Below are 24,061 nucleotides of genomic sequence, written 5' to 3'. Positions count from 1 at the left end.
CCGCGCCCGCCGCGGCCGCACCCGTCGCCGCCGCGCCGCTCGCAGCGGCAGCCCCGGTGGCGCCCGCCGCGCTCCCCTCGCCTGGATCCTCGTAGTTCGGCAGACCGCTGTTCGATGCGCCGGGGGCCGGCGCGCCACCCGCGCCGCCGCCCGCACCACCCGATTCGCCCGGGTCCTCGTAACTGGGCGCCCCGTTTTCGTTCGGGGTTGCCTCGCCGTCCGGCTCGCCGTAATTGGGCAGCGGCGCATTGTTGCCGCGCGAGCCGCGAATCAGCGATTCGCGCTGCTGGCGGTAGGCGTCGCGCACGAACGAATACGGGTCGAGCGCCGCCTGCTTGAGCAGGTCGGTTGCGCCGAGCAGATCCGCGCGCGCGCTGATGAACTGCGCGAGATACATCGGGTTGCGCACCGCCGGCTCGAAGTAGTTGATGACGTTGAACTTCACGTCCACGGCCATGCCGATGCCGTCGCGCACCGAGCTGGGTCCGAACAGCGGCAGCACGAGATATGGGCCGGCCGGCATGCCGTAATGGCCCATCGTGAGGCCGAAGTCCTGATGATGCTTGGGCAGCCCCGCCGCCGTTGCGAAGTCGATCAGGCCGCCCAGACCGAAGGTCGTGTTCATCGCGATACGCATCAGATCCTGCACGGCATCGGTGATCTTCAGCTGCAGCACGTTGTTCGCGAAGTTGTCGACGTCTCCGATGTTCGAGAAGAAGTTCGTGATCGCCTGACGCAGCGGCTGAGGCGTCACTTTCTGGTAGCCCTTGGCGACGGGCTGCGCGATGTAGGTGTCGAGTTTGTCGTTGAACGTGAAAATCGCGCGATTCGCGGGCTCGAACGGATCGCCCGGTTTGCGGTCGGGGCCCGTGGCGCAGCCCGACGTCACGAGGAGCGCCAGGCCCGCCGCCGCCATGGTGAGCGCGGCTTGATTCTTCTTCATTGGTCGATCCCTTGAATTTCCGATCTCGCGCGTTTTGCGCGCGGCTTGCCCATCAGCACCGGCTGGAACACGACGGCGCCTATGAGCGTACAGAACAAGGACAGCGCGAGCAGCTTGCCCATGCTCGACGTGCCCGGATGATGCGATAGCCACAGGCTCCCGAACGCCGTGGCCGTGGTCGCGGCGGAAAAAAGCACCGCGTGTGTGAGGCTCGAATGCAGGAGGCCGGTCTGCCCCGCGCGCCAGGCCATCACGAAATAGATTTTGAATGCGACGCCAACGCCGAGCATCAGGGGAAGCGCGATGATGTTGGCGAAATTTAGCTGAATTCCAAAGACGACGCACAGTTCGAGCGTGACGAGCGCCGATACCAGCAGAGGAATGAGCGTGCGCAGCACGTCGCCGAAATTACGCAGCGTGATCCAGAGGAGCGCCGTGATGAGCAGCACCGACCATCCTGCTGCCTGGAAGAACGCGAGGATGATCACGTTCGCCGAGTGCAGGATCGAAATCGGGCCGCCGATCGCGTTCGGCTCCGCCGCCTTCACCGCGTGCGCGAAGCGCGCGAGCATCACGTCATCGTTGGGATCGACGCCCGGCGGCACGCGCGGCGCGACGTCCACGATCGCCTGGCCGGTCGGCGCCACCCAGTCGCGCACCATCTCGGGCGGCAGGTTTTCGCGCGTGATTTCCGAGGGCTGCAGCAGGCGCGCGAGCTGCGCGAAGGCGAGCTTGAGCGTGAGGCTGAAGGCGGTTTCGGCGCGATCGCGTGTGGCCGGGCTTGCGTTCGCGAGCTTCATGAGCGAGTCGGACAGATGCTTCGCCTCAGCCGCGCCCGGTCCCGGATGGTCGCCTGCGGCGAGCGAAAGCTGGTTGGCCGCGCGCTTGAGCGTCTGCACACGCACTTCGTCGGTCACGGGCGAGGACGGCTGCTGCGTGAGCGCGGGCAGAAGCTGCTGCGCGGCGCTCGAGATCAGCATGAGCTTTTGCTGCTGATCGTCGGGAATGAGCGAACTGAGCGTGGTGGCGCGCGCCACCTCCGGCAGCTTCGAGAGCCGCGCGGCAATCTTGTCGGCTTCTTCGAGCGACGGCGCGAGCACGCTCACGTCGTTGATCGAGATGACGGGCGAGTTCTTGAGCGCGAGCAGCGTCGCCATCGACTCGGTATGCGGATCCTTGAGATGCAGCGGATTGAAGTCGAAGCGCAGATGCAGCAGCAGGGGCGTCGCGCCCACCACGATGATGAGCGTGGTGATCAGCACGGGCTTGCGATGCCCGGCGAGCCACCTGTCGACGGGCGCGAGGAACGCGAAGCCCGGCGAGGCGCGCTCGCCTCTGGGATTGAACACGCGGATGAGCGCCGGCAGCACCGTCATGTTGCAGACGTACGCCACGAACATGCCCACGCCCGCGATCTGCCCGAGTTCCGAGAGGCCCTTGTAGGCGGTCGGCAGGAAGGAAAAGAAACTTTCGGCCACGGCGATGGCCGCGAGCGTGAGCGGCACGCCGATGGTGCGCGCGGTCTTGAGGAGCGCGGCGTCGAGCCGCCCGTCCTGAAAGCGCTCCTCGCGATACTTCACGCCGAACTGCACGCCGAAATCGACCCCTAGCCCCACGAACAGCACCATGAAGGCGACCGAGAGCATGTTGAACGAGCCGATCATCATGAGGCCGAGCGCGGCCGTGATGACGAGACCGATCACGAGCGTGATGAGCGTCGCGCCGATCAGCTTGCCCGAGCGCAGCGCGAGCCACAGGATGGCGAGCACGACGACGAGCGTGATCGCGCCGTTGAGCGCGGCGCCGTCCTGCACCGAGGCGAACTCGTCGTCGGCGAGCGGCTGTTCGCCCGTGAGGCGCACGCGCGCGCCGAATTCGCTGTCGAGATGCAGCGAGGCGGCGGTCGCGCGGATCGCCTCAGACGCGTTCGCGGCCGCCTTGAGCGCGGCGAAGTTGAGCACCGGCTGCACGGTGATGAACGCGAACGCGGGCTTCGCGGCCGAGTCCTTGTCGACGAGCGCGCGCCACGAGAACGCCGCGGGCTTGCCGGCGAGCACCTCGTCGACGACGGTGGCGGCGCTGCCGAGCAGATTCGCCATTTGCGGCAACTTGATCTGGCCGATCGTGAGCGGCAGCTGCAACGTGGTCGTGAGCGTGCCGGCCAGACCCGCGAGGCTCGGGTCCTTCGCCAACTGGTTCACGAGCGGGCGCGCCTGCACGAGCTGGCCCGTGGTCGAGAGCACCGTGGCCGTGGACGGAAAGAGCAGGCCGTTGTGCTGGAAGAACGGGCCGCCCGCGGGCTGCGAGACGGCGCTGAATTCGCGCGAGTCGGCCTGGAGCGCTTGCGCGAGCTTGTCGGCGGCGGCGTCGGCGAGCTCGGGGGCGTCGGCCTCGACGACGACGAGCAGCGAGCTCGCGCGCTGCGGGAACGCCTTGTCCTTGGCGTCGCTCAACGCGGCCCATTCGGCCGTGTTCTCGACGAGACCGCTGACATCGGTGTTGATCTTGAAATGCCTCGCAACGTACACGCCGGAGAGCACGGCAAGCACGACCGCAAGTGTGATCACCCACGCCGCGCGGCGCACCGACCAGGCGACGAGGCTAATGATGAATGGCTTCAGCATACAGGCGAGGGGGCCCTGTCAATTAGGTTCTTTGACGCGAAACGTACAAGTATACCGGCCCCGGCCGTCCCGGCGCGGGTCACGCACACCTGGCTCGAGGCGGCGCCCAGGCAGCGCATCTGCCAAGCCGTTATACTGGCCCAGCCGGCGGCGCGAAGGTTACGTGATTGCACTTGCAGTTAACCGCACGCACTGAGTCGCACTGTACCGGCGTCTGAATTTCACTGTTCCAGAAGAGCGTATGAAACGTTACCTGACCGCATTTTTCGTCGCCGCCTGTTTCACGGGCGTTTCGGGCGCCGCGTTCGCGCAGACCACGCCGGACGCCGTCGTGAAGGCCGCCGTGGAAGGCACCGTGAAGGCGATGCAGGCCGACCCGCAGGCGCGCGGCGGCGACATGAACAAGATTACCCAGGTGGTCGAGACCCATTTCGTTCCCGCCACCGACTTCAAACGCACCACGCGTATCGCCGTTGGCAAACCCTGGGCGACGGCCACGCCCGAACAACAGCAGAAGCTGTATGAGCAATTTCAACTCCTGCTCGTGAAGACGTACGCCTCGTCGCTCTCGCAATTGCGCGATACCCAGGTGACCTTCAAGTTCGCACCCTCGAACACGGGTGCCGGCGCGAAAGACACAGTGGTGCAGTCGCATGTGATCAGCAACGGCGGCGACGACGCCATCGACTACCGCCTCGCGCAAACGCCCAACGGCTGGAAGATCTACGACATCAACATGATGGGCGCCTGGCTGATCCAGGTCTACCAGACGCAATTCGCCGACCAGATCGCCAAGGGCGGCATCGACGGGCTCATCAAGTTCCTCGTCGACCACAACGCGCGCGGCTGAGCGCCGCACCTCGATCGGTGGTTGCACACGCATTGTGACCTGGCCGGCGCTCCGGGTAACCCGAAGCGCCCGTTTCACTTTCTGCGGTGCTCCACCGCGAACTTGATCAACTCCGCCTGGCCTTCGATCTCCAGCTTGCGCTTGAGGTTGAGCCGGTGCGTTTCCACCGTGCGCACCGAAAGTCCCTCGCGCTGCGCGATCTGCTTGCTCGAGAGTCCTTGCGCGAGCGCGTCGAGTATGTCCCGCTCGCGCGGCGTGAGACGCTCGACGGGCGTACTGCGCGCAGACGCCTGGATCATGCGCGCACTCAAGCCCGCGCTGAAATACGTGCGGCCGGCCAGCACCGCCTCGATCGCGCGGATGATTTCGGTGGCCGGCGAATCCTTGAGCACGTAGCCGCTCGCGCCCGCGCGCACCGCCTCGGTCACGTATTCGACGTTGTCGTGCATCGACAGCATCAATACGCGGATGGCCGGAAAGCGCTCGTGGAAAATGCCCGCGAGCGCGATGCCGTTCACGCCGGCCATGCCCACGTCCATCAGCACGAGATCGGGTTCGAGCGACGCAGCGAGCGCGATGGCCTCGTCGGCGTTGCCGGCTTCGCCCGCCACCTCGAAGCCCGGCACGGCTTCGAGCCGTGCGCGCAGGCCGTCGCGCACGAGCGGATGATCGTCCACGAGGACGAGGCGCGCGGGCCTCGCGCCCGGGCTGGTCGAATCGTTCACGTTTGCATTCGTCATCGTCATGTCGGCGTTCCCGGTACGGCGGCGGCTTTCGATGCTGCATGGGATGCTGCACCGGACGCAATCGGCACCCACGCGGTGACGAGCGTGTGTCCCGGCTGCGAGGTGATGTCGAGACGGCCGCCGAGCGACTCCAGGCGCTCGCGCATGTTGCGCAGGCCCAGACCCGCGCGCGGGTCGGCCAGCGCGTGCGCCACGTCGAAGCCGCGGCCGTTGTCGGCAATGCCGAGCGTCACGCCGCTCGCGGCGACCTCGAGCGTGAGCGCGGCGCGGGCCGCTTGCGCATGCCGCACGATGTTGGTGAGCGCTTCCTGCGCAATGCGAAAGAGTACGGTGTTGACGGCGTCCGGCAGCGTGGGGACTCGCGTCTTCCGGCTCGCCGGCTTTGGCGCGGTTTGCGTGAAGGCGATCTCGATGCCGGTTTGCCCGGCCATCTCGCGTGTGAGCTGCTCCAGCGCGGCTGCAAGGCCCAGGTCGTCGAGCATCGAGGGCCGCAGCGCGTGCGAGATGCTGCGCACTTCGCGCAGCGTGTCGGAAAGACGTGAGAGGCCGGTGGCGAGCGACGCTTCGGCGGCAGGCACGCGCGTTTCGCCGCGCTCGAAGCGCGCCAGCGCCGACTCCAGCAGCAGCTTCACCGACACGAGCATCTGGCTGATGCCGTCGTGCAGTTCGCGCGAGAGCCGCGCCCGCTCCTGCTCCTGCGACTCGACCACCTGCTGCGCGAGGCGCTTGAGTTTGGCATCGGTGCTGCGGTGCTCGCTCACATTGAGCACGAGCGCGCCGAGCGCGATCACGAGCACGCCCGCGAGTGCGATCACGCCGAGCCACTGAATGGTGTGCTCGATATTCGCGGAGGCGCGCTCGTCGATGTGCGCGAGCGTCGAATCGACGTCGTCGAGATAGATGCCGGTGCCGATCATCCAGCCCCAGCGCGGCAGCGGCACGACGTAGCCGAGCTTGGGCGCGAGCTTGCCCGTGGACGGCCGGTGCCACATATAGCGCACGTAGCCGCCGCCGCGCCGGGCTGCGGCAATCAGTTGCTGGATCGTGAGCGCGCCCTGTGGGTCGCGCAGGTTCCAGAGATCCTGGCCGACGAGCGCAGGCTCGCGCGGATGCATGAGCGAGCGCCCGTGCATGTCGTAGACGAAGAAGTAGCCGTCGGGGCCGAAGTCCATCTTCTGCAGCACGGCTAGTGCGGCCAGCTGGCGGTCGGCTTCGCTCCCGGGCGCGGGCATCGCGGCGCTCGCGTTGTCCTCGGGCGCGTAGAGCGGCGCAATGGCGCTCGTGGCCAGCTCCACATAATGGCGCAGCTCGATCTCCTTGCTCGACAGATAGGCGCTCTGCATGGTCGCGTGCTGCGTTTGCGCGAGCTGCGTGGCCTGCTGGCGCACGCCGATCCCGATGCCGGCAATGGCGGCGAGGAACGGCACGACCGCAAGCAGGAAGATTTTCGTCTTCAGGCGGCGGTCGGCGAAGAAAAATGGGGCGGGCATGACGGGGTTCGGAAGCTGAGTCTGCAAGCATAACCGGGCGCGGGCGGCGCAGGCGCCAAAATCACGCGCCGCGCGAGATGGCGCCCTTGCGCGGCGCCCTGCCCGGCTGCCGCGAATATCGTTGCGCATGCAACGACATGTTGTCTTCTCTACGTAGTTCTACGTAGCGCGCTTACGTAGTTGTCCGGTTGTGGCTGACGGTCCGAAAGCGAATACTACCGCCCACGACATGGCGCAATGCGTCATGCATGCGCCGCCATCGCCGCGATGCTGTGGACGGCGCGTCAGGGTCCGGTTCCGATGCCGGCACAAAGCTAAAAACATAATGGAGACACCGCATGAGTCGGACATCCAGTTTTGTCGTCTGGACGCTGGTCGCGCTGCTTGGCGCGTTCGCGTTCGGCACCATCGCGCTCGCACACGGCGAGCGAATCAGCGCACTGTGGATCGTGATCTGTGCCGTGTGCGTCTATCTGATCGCGTATCGCTTCTATAGCCGCTTCATTGCGAGCACGGTCCTGCAGCTGGACGGCCTGCGCATGACGCCGGCCGTGCGCCACAACGACGGGCTCGACTTCGTGCCCACCAACAAGTACGTGCTGTTCGGCCATCACTTCGCGGCGATCGCGGGCGCCGGGCCGCTCGTGGGCCCGGTGCTGGCCGCGCAGATGGGCTACATGCCCGGCATGCTGTGGATTCTCGCGGGCGTGGTGTTCGCGGGCGCCGTGCAGGACTTCGTGGTGCTGTTCCTCTCCACGCGCCGCGACGGCCGCTCGCTCGGCGACCTCGTGAAGATGGAGCTCGGCCCGGTGCCCGGCGTGATCGCGCTGTTCGGCACCTTCCTCATCATGATCATCATCCTCGCGGTGCTCGCGCTGATCGTGGTGAAGGCGCTCACGAACTCGCCGTGGGGCACGTTCACGGTGGCCGCGACGATTCCCATCGCGATCTTCATGGGCCTCTACGTGCGCTACATCCGCCCGGGCAGGATCGGCGAGATCTCGATCATCGGTTTCGTACTGCTGATGGCTTCCATCGCCTTCGGCCAGCACGTGCACGATTCGCCCACGCTTGCGGCCTGGTTCACGTTCACGGGCACGCAGCTCACCTGGATCCTGATCGGCTATGGCTTCGTCGCCTCGGTGCTGCCGGTGTGGCTGTTGCTCGCGCCGCGCGACTATCTCTCGACGTTCCTCAAGATCGGCACGATCCTCGCGCTCGCGATCGGCATTCTGATCGTTGCGCCGGAACTGAAGATGCCGGCCTTCACGAAGTTCATCGACGGCACGGGTCCGGTCTGGTCGGGCAACCTGTTCCCGTTCCTCTTCATCACGATCGCGTGCGGCTCGGTGTCGGGCTTCCATGCGCTGATCTCGTCGGGCACGACGCCCAAGTTGCTCGATAACGAAACCAACGCGCGCTTCATCGGTTACGGCGCGATGCTGATGGAGTCGTTCGTCGCGATCATGGCGCTCGTGGCTGCCTCGGTGATCGAGCCGGGCGTGTACTTCGCGATGAACGCACCGCTCGCCGTGCTCGGCACGACGCCGGACGCCGTCGCGGCAACGGTGGGCCACTGGGGCTTCGTGCTGACGCCGGACATGCTCACGCACACGGCCCAGGCCGTCGGCGAAACGACCATCGTCGCGCGCGCCGGCGGCGCACCGACGCTGGCCGTGGGCATGGCGCAGATCCTGCACCAGGTGGTGGGCGGCGAGGCGATGATGGCGTTCTGGTATCACTTCGCCATCCTCTTCGAGGCGCTCTTCATCCTGACCGCCGTCGACGCGGGCACGCGCGCAGGCCGCTTCATGCTGCAAGACCTGCTCGGCACGTTCCACCCGTCGCTCAAGCGCACGGAGTCGCTGCCGGCCAACCTGATCGCCACGGCCCTGTGCGTGGCCGCGTGGGGCTATTTCCTCTACCAGGGCGTGGTCGATCCGCTTGGCGGCATCAATACGCTGTGGCCGCTCTTCGGTATCTCGAACCAGATGCTCGCCGGTATCGCGCTCATGCTCGCCACTGTCGTTCTCTTCAAGATGAAGCGCGAGAAGTTCGCGTGGGTCACGGCGTTGCCCACGGTGTGGCTTCTCATCTGCACGCTCACGGCCGGCTGGCAGAAGATCTTCGACAGCAACCCGAAGGTGAGCTTCGTCGCGCACGCACAGAAGCTTTCGGCGGCGATTGCTGACGGCAAGATCGTCGCTCCCGCCAAGTCGCTCGAACAGATGCAGCGCATGGTGTTCAACGACTACGTCGATGCCGCGCTCTCGGGCCTGTTCATCTTCGTGGTGGTGAGCATCGTGGTGTATGGCCTGATCGCGATTGCGCGTGCACGCCGCATCGAGCGTCCGACCGTGCAGGAAACGCCGTATCAGGCGATGCCGGCGGGCGGCGTGGCGGCCGTGACGAATCGCGTGCATTGAACCGACGTGACTGAACGGAGCACACCATGTTCTCGGGACTTCGCGACAACGTGCAGACGGCCGGGCGCTATCTCGGCCAGGCCATGCGTTTGATGGTCGGTTTGCCGGACTACGAGGGCTACGTCGCGCATGCGCGCGCGATGCATCCCGACCGTCCGGTCATGACTTACGAGGCGTTTTTCCGCGAGCGGCAAAACGCCCGCTATGGGTCGGGCGCAGGAAAGTGCTGCTGACTCCCCGCTAAGCGGATACGCTCGGCACGAGGCGCGATGGCGAAGGCCGTCGCGCTTTTTTTTACGCCTGTAACCTTCGCGGCTCGGCGTTCGCTCAAAAAGCACTCAATTCTCGCCGTGCAGCTGCCGTTAACCTTGACGAAGTTCCACACCATTTCGACACATGACGCCGCGCGCGGCGGCGCGCACGGATTCGAACCGTCGGGAACCGGACTGCGCGTTTGCCACGCAGGCAACACGGCATCTTCAACCGGTGCACCGTAAGGTGTACGCATCAAATCATCTTTCATGATCCTGCATCGACTCGGCGCAGCATGGCTGGCGGCCGCTCTCGCCGCAACGGTTTCACCCGTTTGCGAAGCGCAATACTCCACCGACTGGATTGCGAACACCTACGGCACCAACGCGACGCACGTGGGCAACGTGGCTCGTTCGCTGTGGGTCGCGCCCGAAGGCGTCGTCTATACGTCGTCGATGTGGGATGAAAACGAAGGCGGCGTGGCGATTTACCAGAACGGCCAGAGCCTCGGCTCGATCGGCGGGCATGGAGACTTCCAGGGCGGCGCGATCACGGGCAACGCGACTTCGCTATTCGTCGCCATGCAGTACAACGCCGCGTATGGCAGCGGCAACGTCGGGCGCTACAACCGCACGAGCGGCGCGCGCGACATGCTGATCCCCGTGAGCGCCGATACGACCGAAAAGCTCGCCGATGTCATCACCGGACTCGCGACTTCCGGCTCGCTGCTCTACGTGAGCGATTTCCCCGGCAACCGCGTGCGCGTGTACACCACCGACGGCGCCTGGCAACGCGATATCGGCGTGGCGGCCCCGGGCGCGCTGACGCTCGACGCGGGCGGCAACCTCTGGGTCGCCCAGAAAAGCGCGGGCGCCGTGTTCGAATTCAGCGCCGGCGGGCAGCTCCTGAACACCATCCAGCTGGCGTCCACGGCGCGCCCGTCGTCGCTGTATTTCGATTCGCAGACCTCACAGTTGATGATCGGCGACTCGGGGCCCGACATGGACATCAAGACCTTCAGCGTAGCGGGCGCGCCTTCTCAAACCGGCACGTTCGGCGTCCTGGGCGGCTATCTCGACACGACCACGGGCATCAAGGGACAGGTGGGCGACAAGCGCTTTACACGCGTGGTCGGTATCGGCAAGGATGCCGCGGGCACGCTGTACGTGCTGAACAATCCGTGGGGCGGCTCGTGGGACCTCGGCCGCAACGGCGGCACCGATCTGCAGGCTTACGACGGCACCGGCGCGCTGCGCTGGAAGCTCCAGTCGCTCAATTTCGAAGGCAATGCGGCACCGGACCCGGCGACCGATGGCGCGCTGTTCTACGGCGGCATGAACCTCTACTCGGGCACCGCCGGCGGCACCTTCGTCGCCAACACCGTCGACCCGATCACGTATCCGTCCGATCCGCGCATCAATCTCGCCGATACCGCGCGAGGCGAGCATTTCGCGCAGGTGGCGAGCGTGGGTGGCAAGCGCATTCTCGTGGCTGCGGGCCAGAATCCCGATACGTTCTACTTCTTCCACTTCAACGCGGCGAGTGGCTATATCGCCATTCCGGATTACACGCTGCCGGGGACGGCGTTCAATACGACGGCCCCGGTGCGCAACGGCTTTTGTCTCGACAGCAAGGGCGGCTTGTGGGTCGGCCTCGACAAGACCAACGTCATTTCCCACTACCCGCTGACGGGCTTCGACCCGGCCGGCAAGCCGCTGTGGGGCGCCGCGGTCACCACGCCGATTCCCGCCACGATCTCGCGGCTCACACGCATCGTCTACCTGCCCGAAAGCGACACGATGATCCTCACGGGAGAAGACGCGAGCATCACCGACTGGACGGCGGTTGGCACGCGCGTCGAGGTGTATCACGGCTGGCTCGCCGGCAATACGGGCGCGCCGGATCCGGTGATCACGCTCACGAGTGCGAATCCCAAATCGATTGCGGCCGCTGGAAACTATCTGTTCGTCGGCTACGTGCACACCGTGCCGAACATCGATGCGTTCAACCTCACCACGGGCGCGCTCGACACGACGCTCGTCAATAGCAACTCGAGTGCAGTGTACGTGGGCAACGACGTGGATTCGATGTACGGCCTGCGCGCGTTACTGCGCTCGACGGGCGAGTATGTCGTGACGAAGGATGATTACAACGCTGCGAGCGCTGTGGTCTATCGGTGGACGCCGGCGATGGCGAGCTCGACCACCGCGAATGCAATGGTGTCGCCGTTCGGCGCGAAGTGACGAAAAGACAAAGGGCGCAACGGCTAGAACCGTTGCGCCCTTTTTGCGTTTTATTCGCCCGTGGCGAAAACCGCTTTAGCTAGCCGCGACCGTAGCCGGCTTCTTCGTCTTGGCGGCGTTCTTGATCTCGTCGAGCTTGATCTCGACGTGACGCGAGAACACGTACTCGGCAGGACGCGCGCCTTCGAGCGGGATGTCCTTCGCAAACGCGCCCGTCGTGCGCGGGCCCGTGAGGGCGATGCGCGCTGCCTTGAGCGGATGCGCGACCGTGTCCATCACGGCCGTCGCCTCGAAGCCGCAATGGACCATGCAGTCCGCGCACTTCTCGTACTTGCCGGTGCCGTACTTGTCCCAGTCGGTGGTTTCCATCAATTCCCTGAAGGTCTTCACGTAACCTTCGCCGACCAGATAACAGGGCTTTTGCCAGCCGAACACCGTGCGCGCCGGGTTGCCCCACGGCGTGCACTGGTAACTCTGGTTGCCGGCCAGGAAGTCGAGGAACAGGCTCGACTGGCTGAACGACCACTTCTTGCCGTTGTTGCCGCGCTTGAAGATTTCGCGGAACAGGTTCTTGGTCTTGTCGCGGTTCAGGAAGTGCTGCTGGTCCGGCGCGCGCTCATACGCATAACCCGGCGACACCGTGATGCCGTCCACGCCGATCTCGCCGACCGTGTCGAAGAACTTCGCCACGCGCTCGGGCACGGCGTCGTTGAACAGCGTGCAGTTGATGTTCACGCGGAAGCCGCGGCGCTTGGCTTCCTTGATGGCCGCGACGGCCTTGTCGTACACGCCTTCCTGCGAGACCGAGTGATCGTGCGCTTCGCGGTCGCCGTCGAGGTGCACCGACCAGACGAAGTATGGGTTCGGCTGGTAGTCGTCCATCTTCTTTTCCATGAGCAGCGCGTTCGTGCAGAGATACACGAACTTCTTGCGCGCCATGATGCCCTTCACGATCTGCGGCATTTCCTTGTGCAGCAGCGGTTCGCCGCCTGCGATGGAAACGACCGGCGCGCCGCACTCGTCGACGGCTTCGAGGCATTCCTCCAGCGACAGGCGCTGGTTCAGGATGGGATCCGGATAGTCGATCTTGCCGCAGCCATTGCAGGCGAGATTGCAGCGGAACAGCGGCTCGAGCATGAGCGCGAGCGGGTAGCGCTTGTTGCCGCTGAAATGCTGGCGAAAGATGTACGAGCCAACGCGGACTTTTTGTAGCAGCGGAATAGACAAAGCGTGTCCTCCTTAAACTTCGCGCGCGACGAGCGGTTGCAAGAGCTTCGACGGCAGCTTGAATTCGACTTTTTCTTCACGGCCCGCCATCGTCGACACCTCGACAGGCCCCAACGCGCGCAGCGCGTCAATGACGTTCTCAACCATTTCTTCAGGCGCCGATGCGCCGGCCGTGATGCCGACCGTTTGCACATTGGCGAACCACTCGGCTTTCACTTCCGAGCCGTCGGCGACGAGATAGCTCGGCACCCCCGTTTCGCTGCCGATCTCGCGCAGACGATTCGAGTTCGAGCTGTTCGTTGCGCCCACGACGAGCAGAACGTCCACCTGATCCGACAGTTCGCGCACCGCCGCCTGGCGGTTCTGCGTCGCGTAGCAGATGTCGCGCGTGTCCGGTCCGACGATGTCGGAGAACCGTGCGAGCAGCGCGTCGATGATGCCGCGCGTGTCGTCCACCGAAAGGGTGGTTTGTGTCACGTACGCGAGCGGTGCATCGAGCGGCAGATCGAGCTTCGAAACATCGGCTTCGCTCTGCACGAGCAGCACGGTGCCGGGAATCTGGCCGATCGTGCCTTCCACTTCGGGGTGACCGGCATGGCCGATCAGGATCAGCGTGCGGCCCGCCGCGACATACTGGCGGCCCTGCACATGAACCTTCGTGACGAGCGGGCAGGTGGCGTCGAGCACGTCGAGGTCGCGCTCCTCGGCGGCGCGTTCCACGGTCTTGGCCACGCCGTGGGCGCTGAAAATCGCCACGGCGCCCTCCGGCACTTCGTCGAGCTCTTCCACGAAACGCGCGCCCTTGTTGCGCAGGTTTTCGACCACGTGACGGTTGTGGACGATTTCATGGCGCACGTAGACCGGCGCGCCGTGCTTCTGCAGTGCGCGATCGACGATTTCGATAGCGCGGACAACCCCCGCACAAAAGCCGCGGGGTTGGGCAAGGATCACTCGCATAGGGTGGCGAACTCCGACTGCCGCAAAAGGCGAGCAAGTCGGTAAAAATGACCTGATCGCCGGCGGCTGTCTATTTATTAAGGATGCAAAAATCCGCCAAAGGGTGACGGAGTAAAAACCAGACGCGCATTTTAACTCCTTCGCCCTTCGTTTGCTGTGTGGAGCACTCGCGGCTGCGGCGTGCGCGCGACGGCGCAGCCCGGTCGGCGCCCAATTTATCCCGAAAAGCCCGCCGCGTGGCGCTCCCGCCGTCTGCGCAAAGCGCATCGCGCAGGTGGCGCACGCCGGCGCACGGCGGCGCTCGAAGCCGGCGTCCGGGCGTTGCGCGGTGCAACATGCCCCGGGAACCCTTAAAATATCGCGTCCCTGCGGGTCGCCTGGATGGCGCCCGGGGATACGACCCCATTCTGGACGCCTTTGATGGAACCCGACCACTACGACGATTTTCCGGTAGCGCGCGTACTGCTGCCGAAGGCGCTGCGCGCGCCTGTCGGCGTGATCTACCACGTCGCGCGCACGCTCGACGACATCGCGGACGAAGGCGACTGGAGCCCCGGGCAGCGCCACACGCGCCTTGCCGATTTTCGCGAGGGTCTGAACGCCGTGGCCGAAGGCCGGCCTGCACGCGTGCACCCCATGCTGTTCGCGAAGCTCGCGGACGTGGTGCGCGAGTGCCGCTTGCCGCTCGCGCCGTTTTACGACCTCGTCGCGGCGTTCGATCAGGATATCGACACGACGCGCTATGCCGACCGCTTCGAGCTGCTGGACTTTTGCCGGCGCTCGGCGAACCCGGTCGGCCATCTGATGCTGCATCTGATCGACGCAGCGACGCCCGGGAATCTGGCCGATTCCGACGCGATCTGCACCGCCTTGCAGCTCGTCACCTTCTTGCAGGACGTGAGCGCCGACTGGGCGCGCGGCCGCATTTACCTGCCGCTCGCCGAGCGCGAGCGCTTCGGCGTGACCGAAGCGCAGATCGCCGCGGGCAGGGTGGACGACGCCTGGCGCGCGCTGATGGCACACGAGGTGGCGCGCGCGCGTTCGCTGATGATCAGCGGTGCGCCGCTCGCGCTGCGCGTGCCGGGGCGCTTCGGCCTCGAGCTATGCAGCGTCGTGCATGGCGGACTGCGCGTGCTCGAAATCATCGAGCGCGGCGGCTACGATGTGTTCCGCGCGCGGCCTGCGCTGCGCACATCCGACTGGGCCGTGGTGCTCCTGCGCACGGCGGCCATGTGGCTGTCGCGCCGCGTGGGCGTGCGCGCCCCTTCGATCGAGAGTAACAACGCATGACTACGACCATACTGTTTGCCGTCTCCTGTCTCTCGCTGCTGATCTGGCTCGTGCTGCTGTTCGGGCGCGGCGGTTTCTGGCGTGCGCGCCCGGCCGAGCCGCTGCCGCTCGTCGAGCCCGAGGCCGGCTGGCCTGCCGCGTGCGCCGTGGTGCCGGCGCGCAACGAGGCCGACGCGATTGGCGAGGCCGTGACCTCGCTGCTCCAGCAGGACTACGGCGGCGAATTTCACGTGGTCGTGATCGACGACCACAGCACCGACGGCACCGCGCAAGCCGCACGCGCCGCCGCGCTTGCGCTGCAGTGCCCGGAAAAGCTCAGTGTGATTATGGCGAGGCCGCTGCCGGCGGGCTGGTCGGGCAAGGTGTGGGCGCAGTCGCAGGGCATCGAGGCGGTGCGCACGCTCAAGCTGCCCGCCGACTACCTGCTCCTCACCGACGCCGACATCGGCCATCCGCCCGAAGCGCTCGCGCAGCTCGTGGTGCGCGCGCAGGCCGAAGGCCGCGACCTCGTCTCGCTGATGGTGCGGCTGCGCTGCGACTCCTTCTGGGAAAAGGCGCTGATTCCGGCGTTCGTGTTTTTCTTCGCGAAGCTCTATCCGTTCTCGTGGGTCAACAACCCGAAGAACCGCACGGCGGCGGCGGCCGGCGGTTGCATGCTGGTGCGCCGCCAGGCGCTCGAAGAGGCCGGCGGCATCGAATCGATCCGCGCCGAGCTGATCGACGACTGCAGCCTCGCCGCGCGCATCAAGCATCGCGGCGAAGGGCATCATCCGATCCGGCTCGACGTCGCCGCGAAGAGCGTGTCGCTGCGCCCGTACGATTCGTGGAAGGACATCTGGAACATGATCGCGCGCACGGCGTTCACGCAGTTGCATTACTCGGCGTGGCAGCTCGCCGGCACGCTTCTCGGCATGACGATCATCTATCTCGCGCCGCCCGTGGTCGCGCTCGTGCTCGGGCCGAAGGGCTGGCCCGCGTGGATCGCCTGGGCGCTGATGTGCTGCGCCTACTCGCCCATGCTCGCCTACTACCGGCGCTCGCCGTTGTGGGCGCCGTTCCTGCCGCTCGTCGCGCTGTTCTACGTGGGCGCGACGTTCGCTTCGGCCTGGCGCTTCTGGCGCGGCAAGGGCGGTCAGTGGAAGGCGCGCGTGCAGGCGCCTCCTGTGCAGGGACGTTGAAGCGCTCGTAACCAGGCGCCGCAAATGCAAAAAGCCGTCGGTTTCGACGGCTTTTTGCTTTATCGATGTCCGCTTGCGCGTTAGCGCTGCGTGAGCAGCATGTACATCTGCACGACGATGTCGGGCGAGAACGTGAACGGCACCCAGCCGTGGCCCGTGTGGCGCAGCACCAGCAAGCGGTCGCCGTTGGATTGCTTCTGCACGGCCATCATCGGATTCCTCGTCGATGCGAACCGCCAGCCTTGCGGAATGCCCGGCGGCGGTTCGGGCTGCATCGAGGCGCGCGCGTTCGACAGCTCCTCGATCATCTGGCCGACTTGCAGTGCGTTGAGCGTCACCGTCTGGCCGCCGATCGTCAGCGTGATCTCGTTTTGCGACGGACGCGCCACGTGCAGTTCCGGCTGCGCATGCGCGGCGTTGGCCGCCTCGGCAGCGGGTTCGACGGCTTTGGCAGTTTCGGTCGCGGCTGCGGTTGCGCTTGCGGCTTCGACGGCATCAACGGATTCTACGGCCGCGGTGGCCGCGGCAGCATCCGCGGCCGTATCGACGGCAATGGCTGGCGGCTCTACAGCGACGGCCTGCTCCATATCGCTCTTTGCAACGGGGGATTCCTGCTGGGCAACGGCGGCGCGTTCATCGGCGCGCGGTGCGTGCGCGGCGGCGGCGGCCTGAAGGAGCTGATCGACGCCCGCTTCGAGCACGCCAATCTGGTCTTGAAGATTCATGCGAGCTTCTCAGGTAAGACCCGCGATTTTACCCGCAGCTCGCGCGCATTGCCCTTCAGGCGTTGTACGCATGTCGCAGGAAAAGTTGTAACAGTTTCCGCAGGGACGCCTGTTTCGCGTTGATTCCGCGCTCAGTTGGCCCTCAGTAGGCGCTCATCTGGTGTTCAGATATCCCGCTTCGCGGAACCAGGCGAGCGCATCCTTCAAGCCCTCCTGATACGGCCGCGCGCGATAACCGAGCTCGCGCTCCGCCTTCGCCGACGTGAAATACATCTTGTTTTTCGACATCTTGAGCGCGTCGACGGTCACGAACGGCTCGCGCTTCGTGAAGCGCGCCACGGCTTCGGCGCCCATCGCGAGCGGATAGAGCGGCCAGCGCGGCAGCGCGATCGTGGGCGGCTTGCGGCCCACCATGCCGGCGATGTCGGCGAGCATCTGCTGCAGCGGCAGATTCTCGCCGCCGAGGATATAGCGCTCGCCGATGCGTCCGCGCTCCAGCGCGAGGAAGTGGCCGTTGGCCACGTCGTCCACGTGCGCGAGGTTCAGGCCGGTATCGACGAACGCGGGAATCTTGCCCGTGGCCGCTTCGACGATGATGCGGCCGGTGGGCGTGGGCTTCACGTCGCGCGGGCCGATCGGCGTCGACGGATTGACGATCACGGCGGGCAGGCCGTCGCGCTCGATCATGCGCTCCACCGCGCGCTCGGAAAGCACCTTGCTGCGCTTGTACACGCCAATGGCCTGCTCGGGGGTGAGCGGCGAGGTTTCATCGGCGGAGTGGCCCGAACTCGTGACCTTGAGCGTGGCCACGCTGCTCGTGTAGACGACGCGCTCCACGCCCGCTTCGAGCGCCGCGCGCATGGTGGCTTCGGCGCCTTCGAGATTGGCGCGCTCGATTTCGTGCGGATCGGGCGCCCACAGGCGATAGTCGGCGGCGACGTGGAACAGATAGCGCACGCCGTCGAGCGCCTTGCGCATGGAGGCGGCGTCGCGCATGTCGCCGGTGACGATTTCGGCGTCGAGCGCTTCGAGGTTCTTGCGCGGGCTCGTCGCGCGCACCAGCAGGCGCACGGCATAACCCTTTTCCTGCGCGATGCGGGCGACGGCCGAGCCGACGAAGCCGGATGCTCCGGTGATCAGGACGAGATCGCGGTTGGCTCGGGAGGTGTCGGTCATTGCAGGGTCGTTTCCAGGTTCGGTGACGGCGCCGCGCGCGCGGCGTGGCACGGATTGTACGTGGCGCGGGCCCGGCGCGTGCGCGCGCTGGCGTCTACAATGCCGACCGTAAAGCCTGCATGGAGAAACGAACAATGAGCGAACCGGATCTGGATACGCGCCTCGAAACGTATTACGTGCGCGTGCACGGGGCGGTGCAGGGCGTGGGTTTTCGTCACGCGACGGTGCGCCAGGCGCACGCGCTGCGCATTCGCGGCTACGTCGCGAACATGGAGGACGGCTCGGTCGAAGCCGTGATCCAGGGCACGGCGAACCAGGTGGACCGCATGCTTTCGTGGCTGCGCCACGGGCCGCCGGCCGCGCGCGTGAGCTCGGTGGAAAGCGAGGAGCGGCTGACCGAAAAACGTTACGAGCGCTTCGAGCAGCACTGAAATTCGCCCGATAAAAAAGCGGTGCGCCCATTGCCGGCGCACCGCTTTTTCGTTGCAGGCGATGGCTTACTTCACGGCAAGCAGGCTTTCCGCGAATCCCCACTCCTTCTCGACCCACTGGCGCGTGCATGCGAAGCCGGCGTCAGCGGCGATCGCCGGGATTTCGTCGGCGTGGTACTTGTGGCTGCTCTCGGTCCAGATCGTCTCGCCTGCGCCGATTTCCACAGTGAGATTCGCGAGGCGCACCTCGGCGTGCACGTCGCGCTTCGCGCGCAGATGCATCTCGATGCTGCGCACGTCCGGGTTGAAGCGCGCGACGTGCTCGAAGTCGTGCAGGTCGAAGTCGGCGTCCAGCTCGCGGTTGATGCGCGCCAGCAGGTTCAGGTTGAAGGCGGCCGTGGCGCCGATGGCGTCGTCGTAGGCGGCGATCAGCGTCTCCACGGGCTTCACGAGGTCGGTGCCGAGCAGCAGCGTGTCGCCGGGGCGCAGCATCGCGCGGATGTCGCGCAAAAAGCGCGTGGCCGCGAGGCGCGCGAAGTTGCCGATCGTGCTGCCGAGAAAGAGCACGAGCAGTTGCTCGCCGTATTTGCGCTGGCGGCTCACCTCGGAAAGCCCGGCGAGATAGTCGCGCTCATAACCGACGATCGAAATGCGCTCGATGTCGGCCAGCTCGCGACGGCACAGTTGCAGCGCGGTGCGCGAAATCTCGATCGGGCAGTACGAGGTGGGGCGCTTGCGGCAGAGCGCTTCGAGAATGCGGCGCGTCTTGCGGCCGCTGCCGCTGCCGAGTTCGGCGACCGTCACGTCGGAGGGCAGCGCCTCGACGATCCCGGACGCGTAGCGCGTGAGCAGGCGCTCCTCGCTGCGCGTGACGCCGTATTCGGGCAGCACGGTGATGACCTCGAAGAGCGCCGAGCCGACTTCGTCATACAAATATTTCGACGGCAGTTCCTTTTGAGGCGAGCGCATCAAACCGGCGCGCACTTCGGCGGCGAAGGCGCTGGCGGCGGGCGAAAGGGCGAATGCACCGGCGGGGTCGGCAACGGCGGGGCGGGGCGCAGAAGATGGCATGCGGGCTCCAGGGGGCGTTGGACGTTGGGGACGGCGTCGTGAATTGCAGCAGCGGGCGAAGGCGTGGCGCTCCGGGACAAGCCGGGCGCGGCTCCAGCGGACCCGGTGAAATCTCGCTCGTCGAAGCGAATTCCAGCCGCGAAATCCAGTCAGTCAAGGCGACGGCGGGCTGGCGTGGCGAGACTTACGTTCTAGTCCATCGCGGCGTGCTCTGCCGGACTAAATTGCTCGGCCCGCACCAGGCCGCAAAGCGCGCACGGCGTGTGCCCACCTTGTCCGGCGCCGGTTTGCGCCGCCTGATGTCGTGCAAACACGACTAGAATGCGGTCTCGCCGACGCATTTGCCGGCCCGCGCCTTATTCAATATCCGATTCAGATGACAACGTTTTTACCCGAGCGTGCGAAATCTACGCACCGCGCCGCTCGCGATTCCCGCGTTTTCGCCTTGCGTCCCCGCGCCTGCCGATGAACCAGTACGAACCCGGACGCGGCATTGCGCTTTCCGTGGGCGCTTCGGCGCTGTTCGCGCTGATGTCGGCCTATACGCTCCTGCTCGCGCCGCTCGGCGGCCTCGATATTTTCGCGTGGCGCGTGATCTGGACCGCGCCCGGCGCGCTGGCGCTGCTGGTGCTGCGCCAGCGCGTGCCGCAATTGCGCGCGCTCGTCGCGCGCATGGTGGCGCAGCCGCGCACCGCGCTCGCACTGGTGACGAGCGCCGCGCTGCTGGGCTCGCAACTGTGGGTGTTTCTGTGGGCGCCGCTGCACGGGCGCATGCTGGAGGTGTCGCTCGGCTATTTCCTGCTGCCGCTCGTCATGGTGCTGGTGGGGCGCTTTTACTATCACGAGCGCCTCGAACCGCTGCAATGGCTCGCCGTGGCCTGCGCCGCCGTGGGCGTGACGCACGAGTTGTGGGCGACGCACGCGTTCTCGTGGCCCACGCTGCTGGTTGCATTCGGCTATCCGCCGTATTTCGTGCTGCGCCGCAAAATTCACGCGGACTCGCTCGTCACCTTCGCGGTGGAAATGCTGTTGCTCGTGCCGGTCGCGGCGATCGAAGTCCGCGCGGGCGGCTCGCTCGCGCTGGTCGAGGCGCACAAGTTCCTCGCCTTCGTGCTGCTGCCCGGACTCGGCGTGCTCAGCACTGTCGCGCTCGCGTCGTACCTGAAGGCGAGCCGGCTGTTGCCGATGGCGCTCTTCGGCATCCTCGGCTATGTCGAGCCGGTGCTGCTGGTGATCGTTTCGGTCACGCTGCTGGGGGAGCACCTCGGCATGCGCCAGCTCGGGACTTACGTGCCGATCTGGCTCGCCGTCGCGCTCACGGCGGTGCATGCGGCGCGGCTCGTCCGGTTCGAGCGCTGAGGACCGTTCAACGGCCGCTTACGGCCGCGCTTGCCGGGCGCGCGGTGGATTGGGTGGATTGATGCGCACAGGTCCCACTTTCGCCTCGATGGCGGCACGCAACTGCGGGCGCCAGCCGATGCTGAAGAGCGCTTCGGCGAGCACGAAGAGCGGGCCGATCATGAGGCCGATGAGATCGTCGACGAACGCGGGCTTGCGATGTTCCCACGCGATATGCCCGACGAACTGGAAGACCCAGCCGACCACGAACAGCGCCACGCCGCCGCCCAGCCACGCGGCGGTGCCTCGTTGCGCGAGCCATGCGCCGAAGGCCACGCACGCGAGGGAGACGACTGCCATCATGAGGCCGAGCGGTACGTCCAGCACGAGGTAGTAGATCGTCGCGGCGCCGAACAGGAGCCACGCGGGCGAGACGGGAAGCGGCAGCCCGGGCGCGATCACCGGGCGCGAAAGCAGCACCGCGAGCGCGAGCACGATAAGCGGAATGCCGACGAAATGGGTGCCGATGTTGCGCGCGTCGCGGTGATAAGCCGCGTACTGGGTGAGTTGCTCGGTCAGGTTTCTCATGGGTGTCCCTCTGTCTCCGAAATCATTATGATCGCCGGACTGACGAGCGCAAACCTTCGCCTGGCCGGAGGATCTCGTGCTGATGCTACGGCATCCATGCGCGTTCATATCGATACATGTTGACGAATTACGTCAATATCATGAAGCGCGCCTGGCTGCGTTGCAGCAGGATCGCGTTTGCGCCGACAATGACGGCCGTTCGGCGCGCGCAGCCGCGTCGCCTTTTCCTTTCACGCCAGGCCCCTATCGCTTCATGAACGACCGCGTCGTCGCCGCATTCGACTTTGATGGCACCATCACCACGTCCGACAGCTTTCGCGCGTTCATGCTCGACGCCGCCGGCCCCGCCCGCTTCGCCGCCGCCGCGCTGCGTTGCCTGCCCTCGCTCATCGGCGTTCCGCTCGGCTGGTCGCCGCGCGGGCCGACCAAGGCGCGCTTCCTCTACGCCGCGATGGGCGGCGTGCGGCGCGAGGTGCTCGAAGCCGCCGCGCAGCGCTTCGTCGAGCGCCGCCTCCCCGCGCTGTTGCGCGCCGAGATGCTCTCGCGCGTGGCCGAACACCAGGCGCTCGGCCACGAGATCGTGCTCGTGAGCGCGTCGCCGTCGATCTATCTGCGCATGTGGGCAAAGACGGTCGGCATCGGCACCGTGCTTTCGAGCGAGCTGGAATGGCGCGATGGCGTGTACACGGGCCATCTGGCGGGCAACAACTGCTGGGGGCCCGAGAAAGTCGCGCGCCTGCGCGCGTGGTGGGGGGCGAACGCGCCCGCCACGCTCTACGCATATGGAGACAGCCGCGGCGACAAGGAAATGGCCGAGCTTGCGCAGTACGCATGGATACGCGGCAAGTCGGCGCTGCCGCCGCTCGCGGCGGCGGGCGGCTTCGGCGCGGCGTGAATGGCTCGACGCGCTGCAGCGGCGCGAGTTCGACGCTAATCTACGGCAACTAACTGGACCGAAGAGAGGAGACAGCCCCGATGAACGGACAATGGACCCAGGTGAAGTCGCACGACGGCGGCGAATTCCGCGCCTACACGGCGCTGCCGCCCGAAGGTAGCGGCCCCGGCCTCGTCCTGCTGCAGGAGATCTTCGGCGTGAACGGCTACATGCGCGCGCTCGCCGACCGCTACGCCGAGGAAGGCTACGTCGTGATGGTGCCGGACCTGTTCTGGCGTCTGGAGCCGAACGTCGATCTCGGCTACGAGGGCGCCGACGCGCAGAAGGCGTTCTCGCTCTACGAGCGCTTCGACGTCGATCTCGCGATGCAGGACGTGGCGCAAACGCTCGCCGCGCTGCGCGCGCATGGGCAGCATCGCGGCAAAATCGGCGTGGTGGGATTCTGCCTGGGCGGCAAGCTCGCGTACCTGAGCGCGACGCGCACCGATGTCGATTGCGCGATCGGCTATTACGCCGTGGGGCTCGAAAACCATCTGGACGAAGCCGCGCGCATCACGTGCCCGCTGATGCTGCACTTCGGCGCCGACGACACCCACTGCGACGCCGCCACGCGCGAACGCATTGCGCAGGCGCTGGCGGGCAAGCCTGGCGTCGAGCTGTATACGTACCCGGGCTGCGGCCATGCGTTCGCGTCGTCTTCGCGCCCGACGTACGACAAGCCCGCCACGATGATGGCGTACTCGCGCACGCTCGCCATGCTGCGCCGCGTGCTCGGCCCGATCTACGACTTCAACGCGCTGTGGGAAGCGCACTGCTACCACGAGTTCGTCGCGCGCAACCCGAGCGACGTGATGCCGACCATGGTCGCGCAGCCCTACGTCAACCACATTCCGACGATGACGGGCGGCGTGGGCCACGACGAACTCAAGCGCTTCTACACGCACCATTTCGTGCATTCGAACCCGCAGGACACGCGGCTGATCCCGATCTCGCGCACGATCGGCTCGGACCGCGTGGTGGACGAGTTCATCTTCTGCTGCACGCACGACCGCGAGATCGACTGGCTGCTGCCGGGTCTCGCGCCCACGGGCAAATACTTCGAAGTCCCGATGCTCGCCGTGATCTGCTTTCGCGGCAACAAGCTCTATAACGAGCACATCTACTGGGACCAGGCTTCGGTGCTCGCGCAGATCGGCGCGATCGATCCCACCGGCCTGCCGATCGCGGGCGCGCAGAGCGCGAAGAAGCTGCTCGACGAAACGCTGCCCTCGAACACGCTCATGGCGCGCGCCTGGCGCGAGAGCGAAGGCAAGCCGTTCTAACGACGCGCACGTTGCGCGCGCGCGTGATCAGTTGAACGGATTGTCGACGACGCCGGGCTTCTGGTCCGGCTCGTCGGCGACCTTCGCGGGCAGGTGCGGGTCGGCCTGCAGTTTCTTCACGACGTCGTCGAGCGCCGCCTTCAGCGCCAGCGCGGCGGCGAGGCCGCGCTTGTCGCGCGTGAGTTCCAGCGTGCCGGCGAGCGTCACGCGCGTCGTGCCGTTCGTGAGCGTGAGTGCGTCGCCTTGCACGTTGAGCACGTCGTTGTCGTTTGCGTATGCGTCGAACACC

22 protein-coding genes are annotated in these 24,061 nt (G+C 66.2%); 11 read left to right on the top strand and 11 right to left on the bottom strand.

Annotated elements, in window-relative coordinates; genetic code table 11:
• On the bottom strand, positions 1–943 hold a 943-nt coding region (locus BHE01S_RS24235; protein WP_042268553.1), incomplete at its 3' end, for an MlaA family lipoprotein.
• Positions 940–3,567, bottom strand: a complete 2,628-nt coding sequence (hpnN, locus tag BHE01S_RS24230) for a hopanoid transporter HpnN (protein WP_042268552.1) — start codon at positions 3,565–3,567, stop codon at positions 940–942. The genes hpnN and BHE01S_RS24235, both read right to left, overlap by 4 nt.
• Positions 3,568–3,808: 241 nt before the next feature.
• Between hpnN and BHE01S_RS24225 the strand changes: the two genes are divergently transcribed.
• Positions 3,809–4,417, top strand: coding sequence for an MlaC/ttg2D family ABC transporter substrate-binding protein (locus tag BHE01S_RS24225; RefSeq protein ID WP_042268551.1), 609 nt, complete (start codon positions 3,809–3,811; stop codon positions 4,415–4,417).
• A 74-nt stretch (positions 4,418–4,491) separates the two neighbouring features.
• On the opposite strand, the gene BHE01S_RS24220 is transcribed toward BHE01S_RS24225, so the two are convergent.
• Together BHE01S_RS24220 and BHE01S_RS24215 are read right to left on the bottom strand one after the other, a co-directional pair.
• Positions 4,492–5,157, bottom strand: a complete 666-nt coding sequence (locus BHE01S_RS24220; protein WP_042268572.1) for a response regulator — start codon at positions 5,155–5,157, stop codon at positions 4,492–4,494.
• 2 nt (positions 5,158–5,159) lie between these two features.
• Positions 5,160–6,653: a cache domain-containing protein gene (locus BHE01S_RS24215; protein WP_042268550.1), complete on the bottom strand. Its 1,494-nt coding sequence runs from the start codon at positions 6,651–6,653 to the stop codon at positions 5,160–5,162.
• A 338-nt stretch (positions 6,654–6,991) separates the two neighbouring features.
• Between BHE01S_RS24215 and BHE01S_RS24210 the strand changes: the two genes are divergently transcribed.
• Genes BHE01S_RS24210 through BHE01S_RS24195 form a run of 4 tightly spaced genes read left to right on the top strand, consistent with a single transcriptional unit; the run spans position 6,992 to position 11,574 of the window.
• On the top strand, positions 6,992–9,079 hold the full coding sequence (locus BHE01S_RS24210) for a carbon starvation CstA family protein (protein ID WP_042268549.1): 2,088 nt from the start codon (positions 6,992–6,994) through the stop codon (positions 9,077–9,079).
• A gap of 26 nt (positions 9,080–9,105) precedes the next feature.
• Positions 9,106–9,312 carry a YbdD/YjiX family protein gene (locus tag BHE01S_RS24205; RefSeq protein WP_042268548.1) on the top strand — a complete coding sequence of 69 codons (207 nt, stop codon included), beginning with the start codon at positions 9,106–9,108 and terminating at the stop codon, positions 9,310–9,312.
• Between the two features lie 36 nt (positions 9,313–9,348).
• Complete coding sequence (locus BHE01S_RS24200; RefSeq protein ID WP_042268547.1) at positions 9,349–9,576, top strand: hypothetical protein; 228 nt, start codon at positions 9,349–9,351, stop codon at positions 9,574–9,576.
• Positions 9,577–9,600: 24 nt separating this feature from the next.
• Positions 9,601–11,574, top strand: coding sequence for an SMP-30/gluconolactonase/LRE family protein (locus BHE01S_RS24195; RefSeq protein ID WP_042268546.1), 1,974 nt, complete (start codon positions 9,601–9,603; stop codon positions 11,572–11,574).
• A 75-nt stretch (positions 11,575–11,649) separates the two neighbouring features.
• Here BHE01S_RS24195 and hpnH read toward each other — a convergent pair whose 3' ends face one another.
• Positions 11,650–12,801: an adenosyl-hopene transferase HpnH gene (hpnH, locus tag BHE01S_RS24190; RefSeq protein ID WP_042268545.1), complete on the bottom strand. Its 1,152-nt coding sequence runs from the start codon at positions 12,799–12,801 to the stop codon at positions 11,650–11,652.
• A 12-nt stretch (positions 12,802–12,813) separates the two neighbouring features.
• On the bottom strand, positions 12,814–13,758 hold the full coding sequence (gene ispH, locus BHE01S_RS24185) for a 4-hydroxy-3-methylbut-2-enyl diphosphate reductase (protein ID WP_028202780.1): 945 nt from the start codon (positions 13,756–13,758) through the stop codon (positions 12,814–12,816).
• Between the two features lie 420 nt (positions 13,759–14,178).
• On the opposite strand from ispH, the gene hpnC reads away from it, so the two are divergent.
• Together hpnC and BHE01S_RS24175 are read left to right on the top strand one after the other, a co-directional pair.
• Positions 14,179–15,048, top strand: coding sequence for a squalene synthase HpnC (gene hpnC / locus BHE01S_RS24180; protein WP_042268544.1), 870 nt, complete (start codon positions 14,179–14,181; stop codon positions 15,046–15,048).
• Positions 15,045–16,226 carry a glycosyltransferase gene (locus tag BHE01S_RS24175; protein ID WP_042268543.1) on the top strand — a complete coding sequence of 394 codons (1,182 nt, stop codon included), beginning with the start codon at positions 15,045–15,047 and terminating at the stop codon, positions 16,224–16,226. The genes hpnC and BHE01S_RS24175 overlap by 4 nt, the downstream gene beginning before the upstream one ends.
• Positions 16,227–16,306: 80 nt before the next feature.
• Here BHE01S_RS24175 and BHE01S_RS24170 read toward each other — a convergent pair whose 3' ends face one another.
• Together BHE01S_RS24170 and hpnA are read right to left on the bottom strand one after the other, a co-directional pair.
• Positions 16,307–16,951, bottom strand: a complete 645-nt coding sequence (locus tag BHE01S_RS24170) for a hypothetical protein (protein ID WP_042268542.1) — start codon at positions 16,949–16,951, stop codon at positions 16,307–16,309.
• 153 nt (positions 16,952–17,104) lie between these two features.
• Positions 17,105–18,127, bottom strand: coding sequence for a hopanoid-associated sugar epimerase (gene hpnA / locus BHE01S_RS24165; RefSeq protein WP_042268541.1), 1,023 nt, complete (start codon positions 18,125–18,127; stop codon positions 17,105–17,107).
• Positions 18,128–18,261: 134 nt separating this feature from the next.
• On the opposite strand from hpnA, the gene BHE01S_RS24160 reads away from it, so the two are divergent.
• Positions 18,262–18,558 carry an acylphosphatase gene (locus BHE01S_RS24160; protein WP_042268540.1) on the top strand — a complete coding sequence of 99 codons (297 nt, stop codon included), beginning with the start codon at positions 18,262–18,264 and terminating at the stop codon, positions 18,556–18,558.
• 66 nt (positions 18,559–18,624) lie between these two features.
• On the opposite strand, the gene egtD is transcribed toward BHE01S_RS24160, so the two are convergent.
• Entirely contained in the window at positions 18,625–19,629 is a 1,005-nt protein-coding gene (egtD, locus tag BHE01S_RS24155; protein ID WP_042268539.1) for an L-histidine N(alpha)-methyltransferase, read from the bottom strand.
• A gap of 465 nt (positions 19,630–20,094) precedes the next feature.
• Here egtD and rarD point away from each other — a divergent pair, with 465 nt between their 5' ends.
• Positions 20,095–20,988, top strand: coding sequence for an EamA family transporter RarD (gene rarD, locus BHE01S_RS24150; protein WP_042268538.1), 894 nt, complete (start codon positions 20,095–20,097; stop codon positions 20,986–20,988).
• Between the two features lie 18 nt (positions 20,989–21,006).
• Here the strand turns inward: rarD and BHE01S_RS24145 are convergent, their stop codons facing one another.
• Positions 21,007–21,555, bottom strand: coding sequence for an Mpo1 family 2-hydroxy fatty acid dioxygenase (locus BHE01S_RS24145; protein WP_042268537.1), 549 nt, complete (start codon positions 21,553–21,555; stop codon positions 21,007–21,009).
• 253 nt (positions 21,556–21,808) lie between these two features.
• On the opposite strand from BHE01S_RS24145, the gene BHE01S_RS24140 reads away from it, so the two are divergent.
• A complete protein-coding gene (locus tag BHE01S_RS24140; protein WP_042268571.1) occupies positions 21,809–22,450 on the top strand; it encodes an HAD-IB family hydrolase in 642 nt (213 codons plus the stop codon).
• A gap of 80 nt (positions 22,451–22,530) precedes the next feature.
• Entirely contained in the window at positions 22,531–23,772 is a 1,242-nt protein-coding gene (locus tag BHE01S_RS24135) for a dienelactone hydrolase family protein (RefSeq protein WP_042268536.1), read from the top strand.
• A 27-nt stretch (positions 23,773–23,799) separates the two neighbouring features.
• Here the strand turns inward: BHE01S_RS24135 and BHE01S_RS24130 are convergent, their stop codons facing one another.
• The gene (locus tag BHE01S_RS24130) at positions 23,800–24,060 is read right to left on the bottom strand and encodes a hypothetical protein (protein WP_028202769.1); all 261 of its coding nucleotides are present in this window, start codon (positions 24,058–24,060) and stop codon (positions 23,800–23,802) included.
• Between the last annotated feature and the right edge of the window lies 1 nt (position 24,061).

Origin of the sequence: Paraburkholderia heleia NBRC 101817, assembly GCF_000739775.1 — a bacterium.
Lineage (GTDB): Bacteria > Pseudomonadota > Gammaproteobacteria > Burkholderiales > Burkholderiaceae > Paraburkholderia > Paraburkholderia heleia.
Note: the sequence above shows the minus strand (reverse complement) of the source record. Positions and strands in the feature narration are given on the sequence as shown.

Bases quoted from the DNA above. Each gene is read 5' to 3' on its own strand.
- hpnN (WP_042268552.1), bottom strand. From the start codon at position 3,567: ATGCTGAAGCCATTCATCATTAGCCTCGTCGCCTGGTCGGTGCGCCGC.
- BHE01S_RS24225 (WP_042268551.1), top strand. From the start codon at position 3,809: ATGAAACGTTACCTGACCGCATTTTTCGTCGCCGCCTGTTTCACGGGC.
- BHE01S_RS24220 (WP_042268572.1), bottom strand. From the start codon at position 5,157: ATGACGAATGCAAACGTGAACGATTCGACCAGCCCGGGCGCGAGGCCC.
- BHE01S_RS24215 (WP_042268550.1), bottom strand. From the start codon at position 6,653: ATGCCCGCCCCATTTTTCTTCGCCGACCGCCGCCTGAAGACGAAAATC.
- BHE01S_RS24210 (WP_042268549.1), top strand. From the start codon at position 6,992: ATGAGTCGGACATCCAGTTTTGTCGTCTGGACGCTGGTCGCGCTGCTT.
- BHE01S_RS24205 (WP_042268548.1), top strand. From the start codon at position 9,106: ATGTTCTCGGGACTTCGCGACAACGTGCAGACGGCCGGGCGCTATCTC.
- BHE01S_RS24200 (WP_042268547.1), top strand. From the start codon at position 9,349: ATGGCGAAGGCCGTCGCGCTTTTTTTTACGCCTGTAACCTTCGCGGCT.
- BHE01S_RS24195 (WP_042268546.1), top strand. From the start codon at position 9,601: ATGATCCTGCATCGACTCGGCGCAGCATGGCTGGCGGCCGCTCTCGCC.
- ispH (WP_028202780.1), bottom strand. From the start codon at position 13,758: ATGCGAGTGATCCTTGCCCAACCCCGCGGCTTTTGTGCGGGGGTTGTC.
- hpnC (WP_042268544.1), top strand. From the start codon at position 14,179: ATGGAACCCGACCACTACGACGATTTTCCGGTAGCGCGCGTACTGCTG.
- BHE01S_RS24175 (WP_042268543.1), top strand. From the start codon at position 15,045: ATGACTACGACCATACTGTTTGCCGTCTCCTGTCTCTCGCTGCTGATC.
- BHE01S_RS24170 (WP_042268542.1), bottom strand. From the start codon at position 16,951: ATGAATCTTCAAGACCAGATTGGCGTGCTCGAAGCGGGCGTCGATCAG.
- hpnA (WP_042268541.1), bottom strand. From the start codon at position 18,127: ATGACCGACACCTCCCGAGCCAACCGCGATCTCGTCCTGATCACCGGA.
- BHE01S_RS24160 (WP_042268540.1), top strand. From the start codon at position 18,262: ATGAGCGAACCGGATCTGGATACGCGCCTCGAAACGTATTACGTGCGC.
- egtD (WP_042268539.1), bottom strand. From the start codon at position 19,629: ATGCCATCTTCTGCGCCCCGCCCCGCCGTTGCCGACCCCGCCGGTGCA.
- rarD (WP_042268538.1), top strand. From the start codon at position 20,095: ATGAACCAGTACGAACCCGGACGCGGCATTGCGCTTTCCGTGGGCGCT.
- BHE01S_RS24145 (WP_042268537.1), bottom strand. From the start codon at position 21,555: ATGAGAAACCTGACCGAGCAACTCACCCAGTACGCGGCTTATCACCGC.
- BHE01S_RS24140 (WP_042268571.1), top strand. From the start codon at position 21,809: ATGAACGACCGCGTCGTCGCCGCATTCGACTTTGATGGCACCATCACC.
- BHE01S_RS24135 (WP_042268536.1), top strand. From the start codon at position 22,531: ATGAACGGACAATGGACCCAGGTGAAGTCGCACGACGGCGGCGAATTC.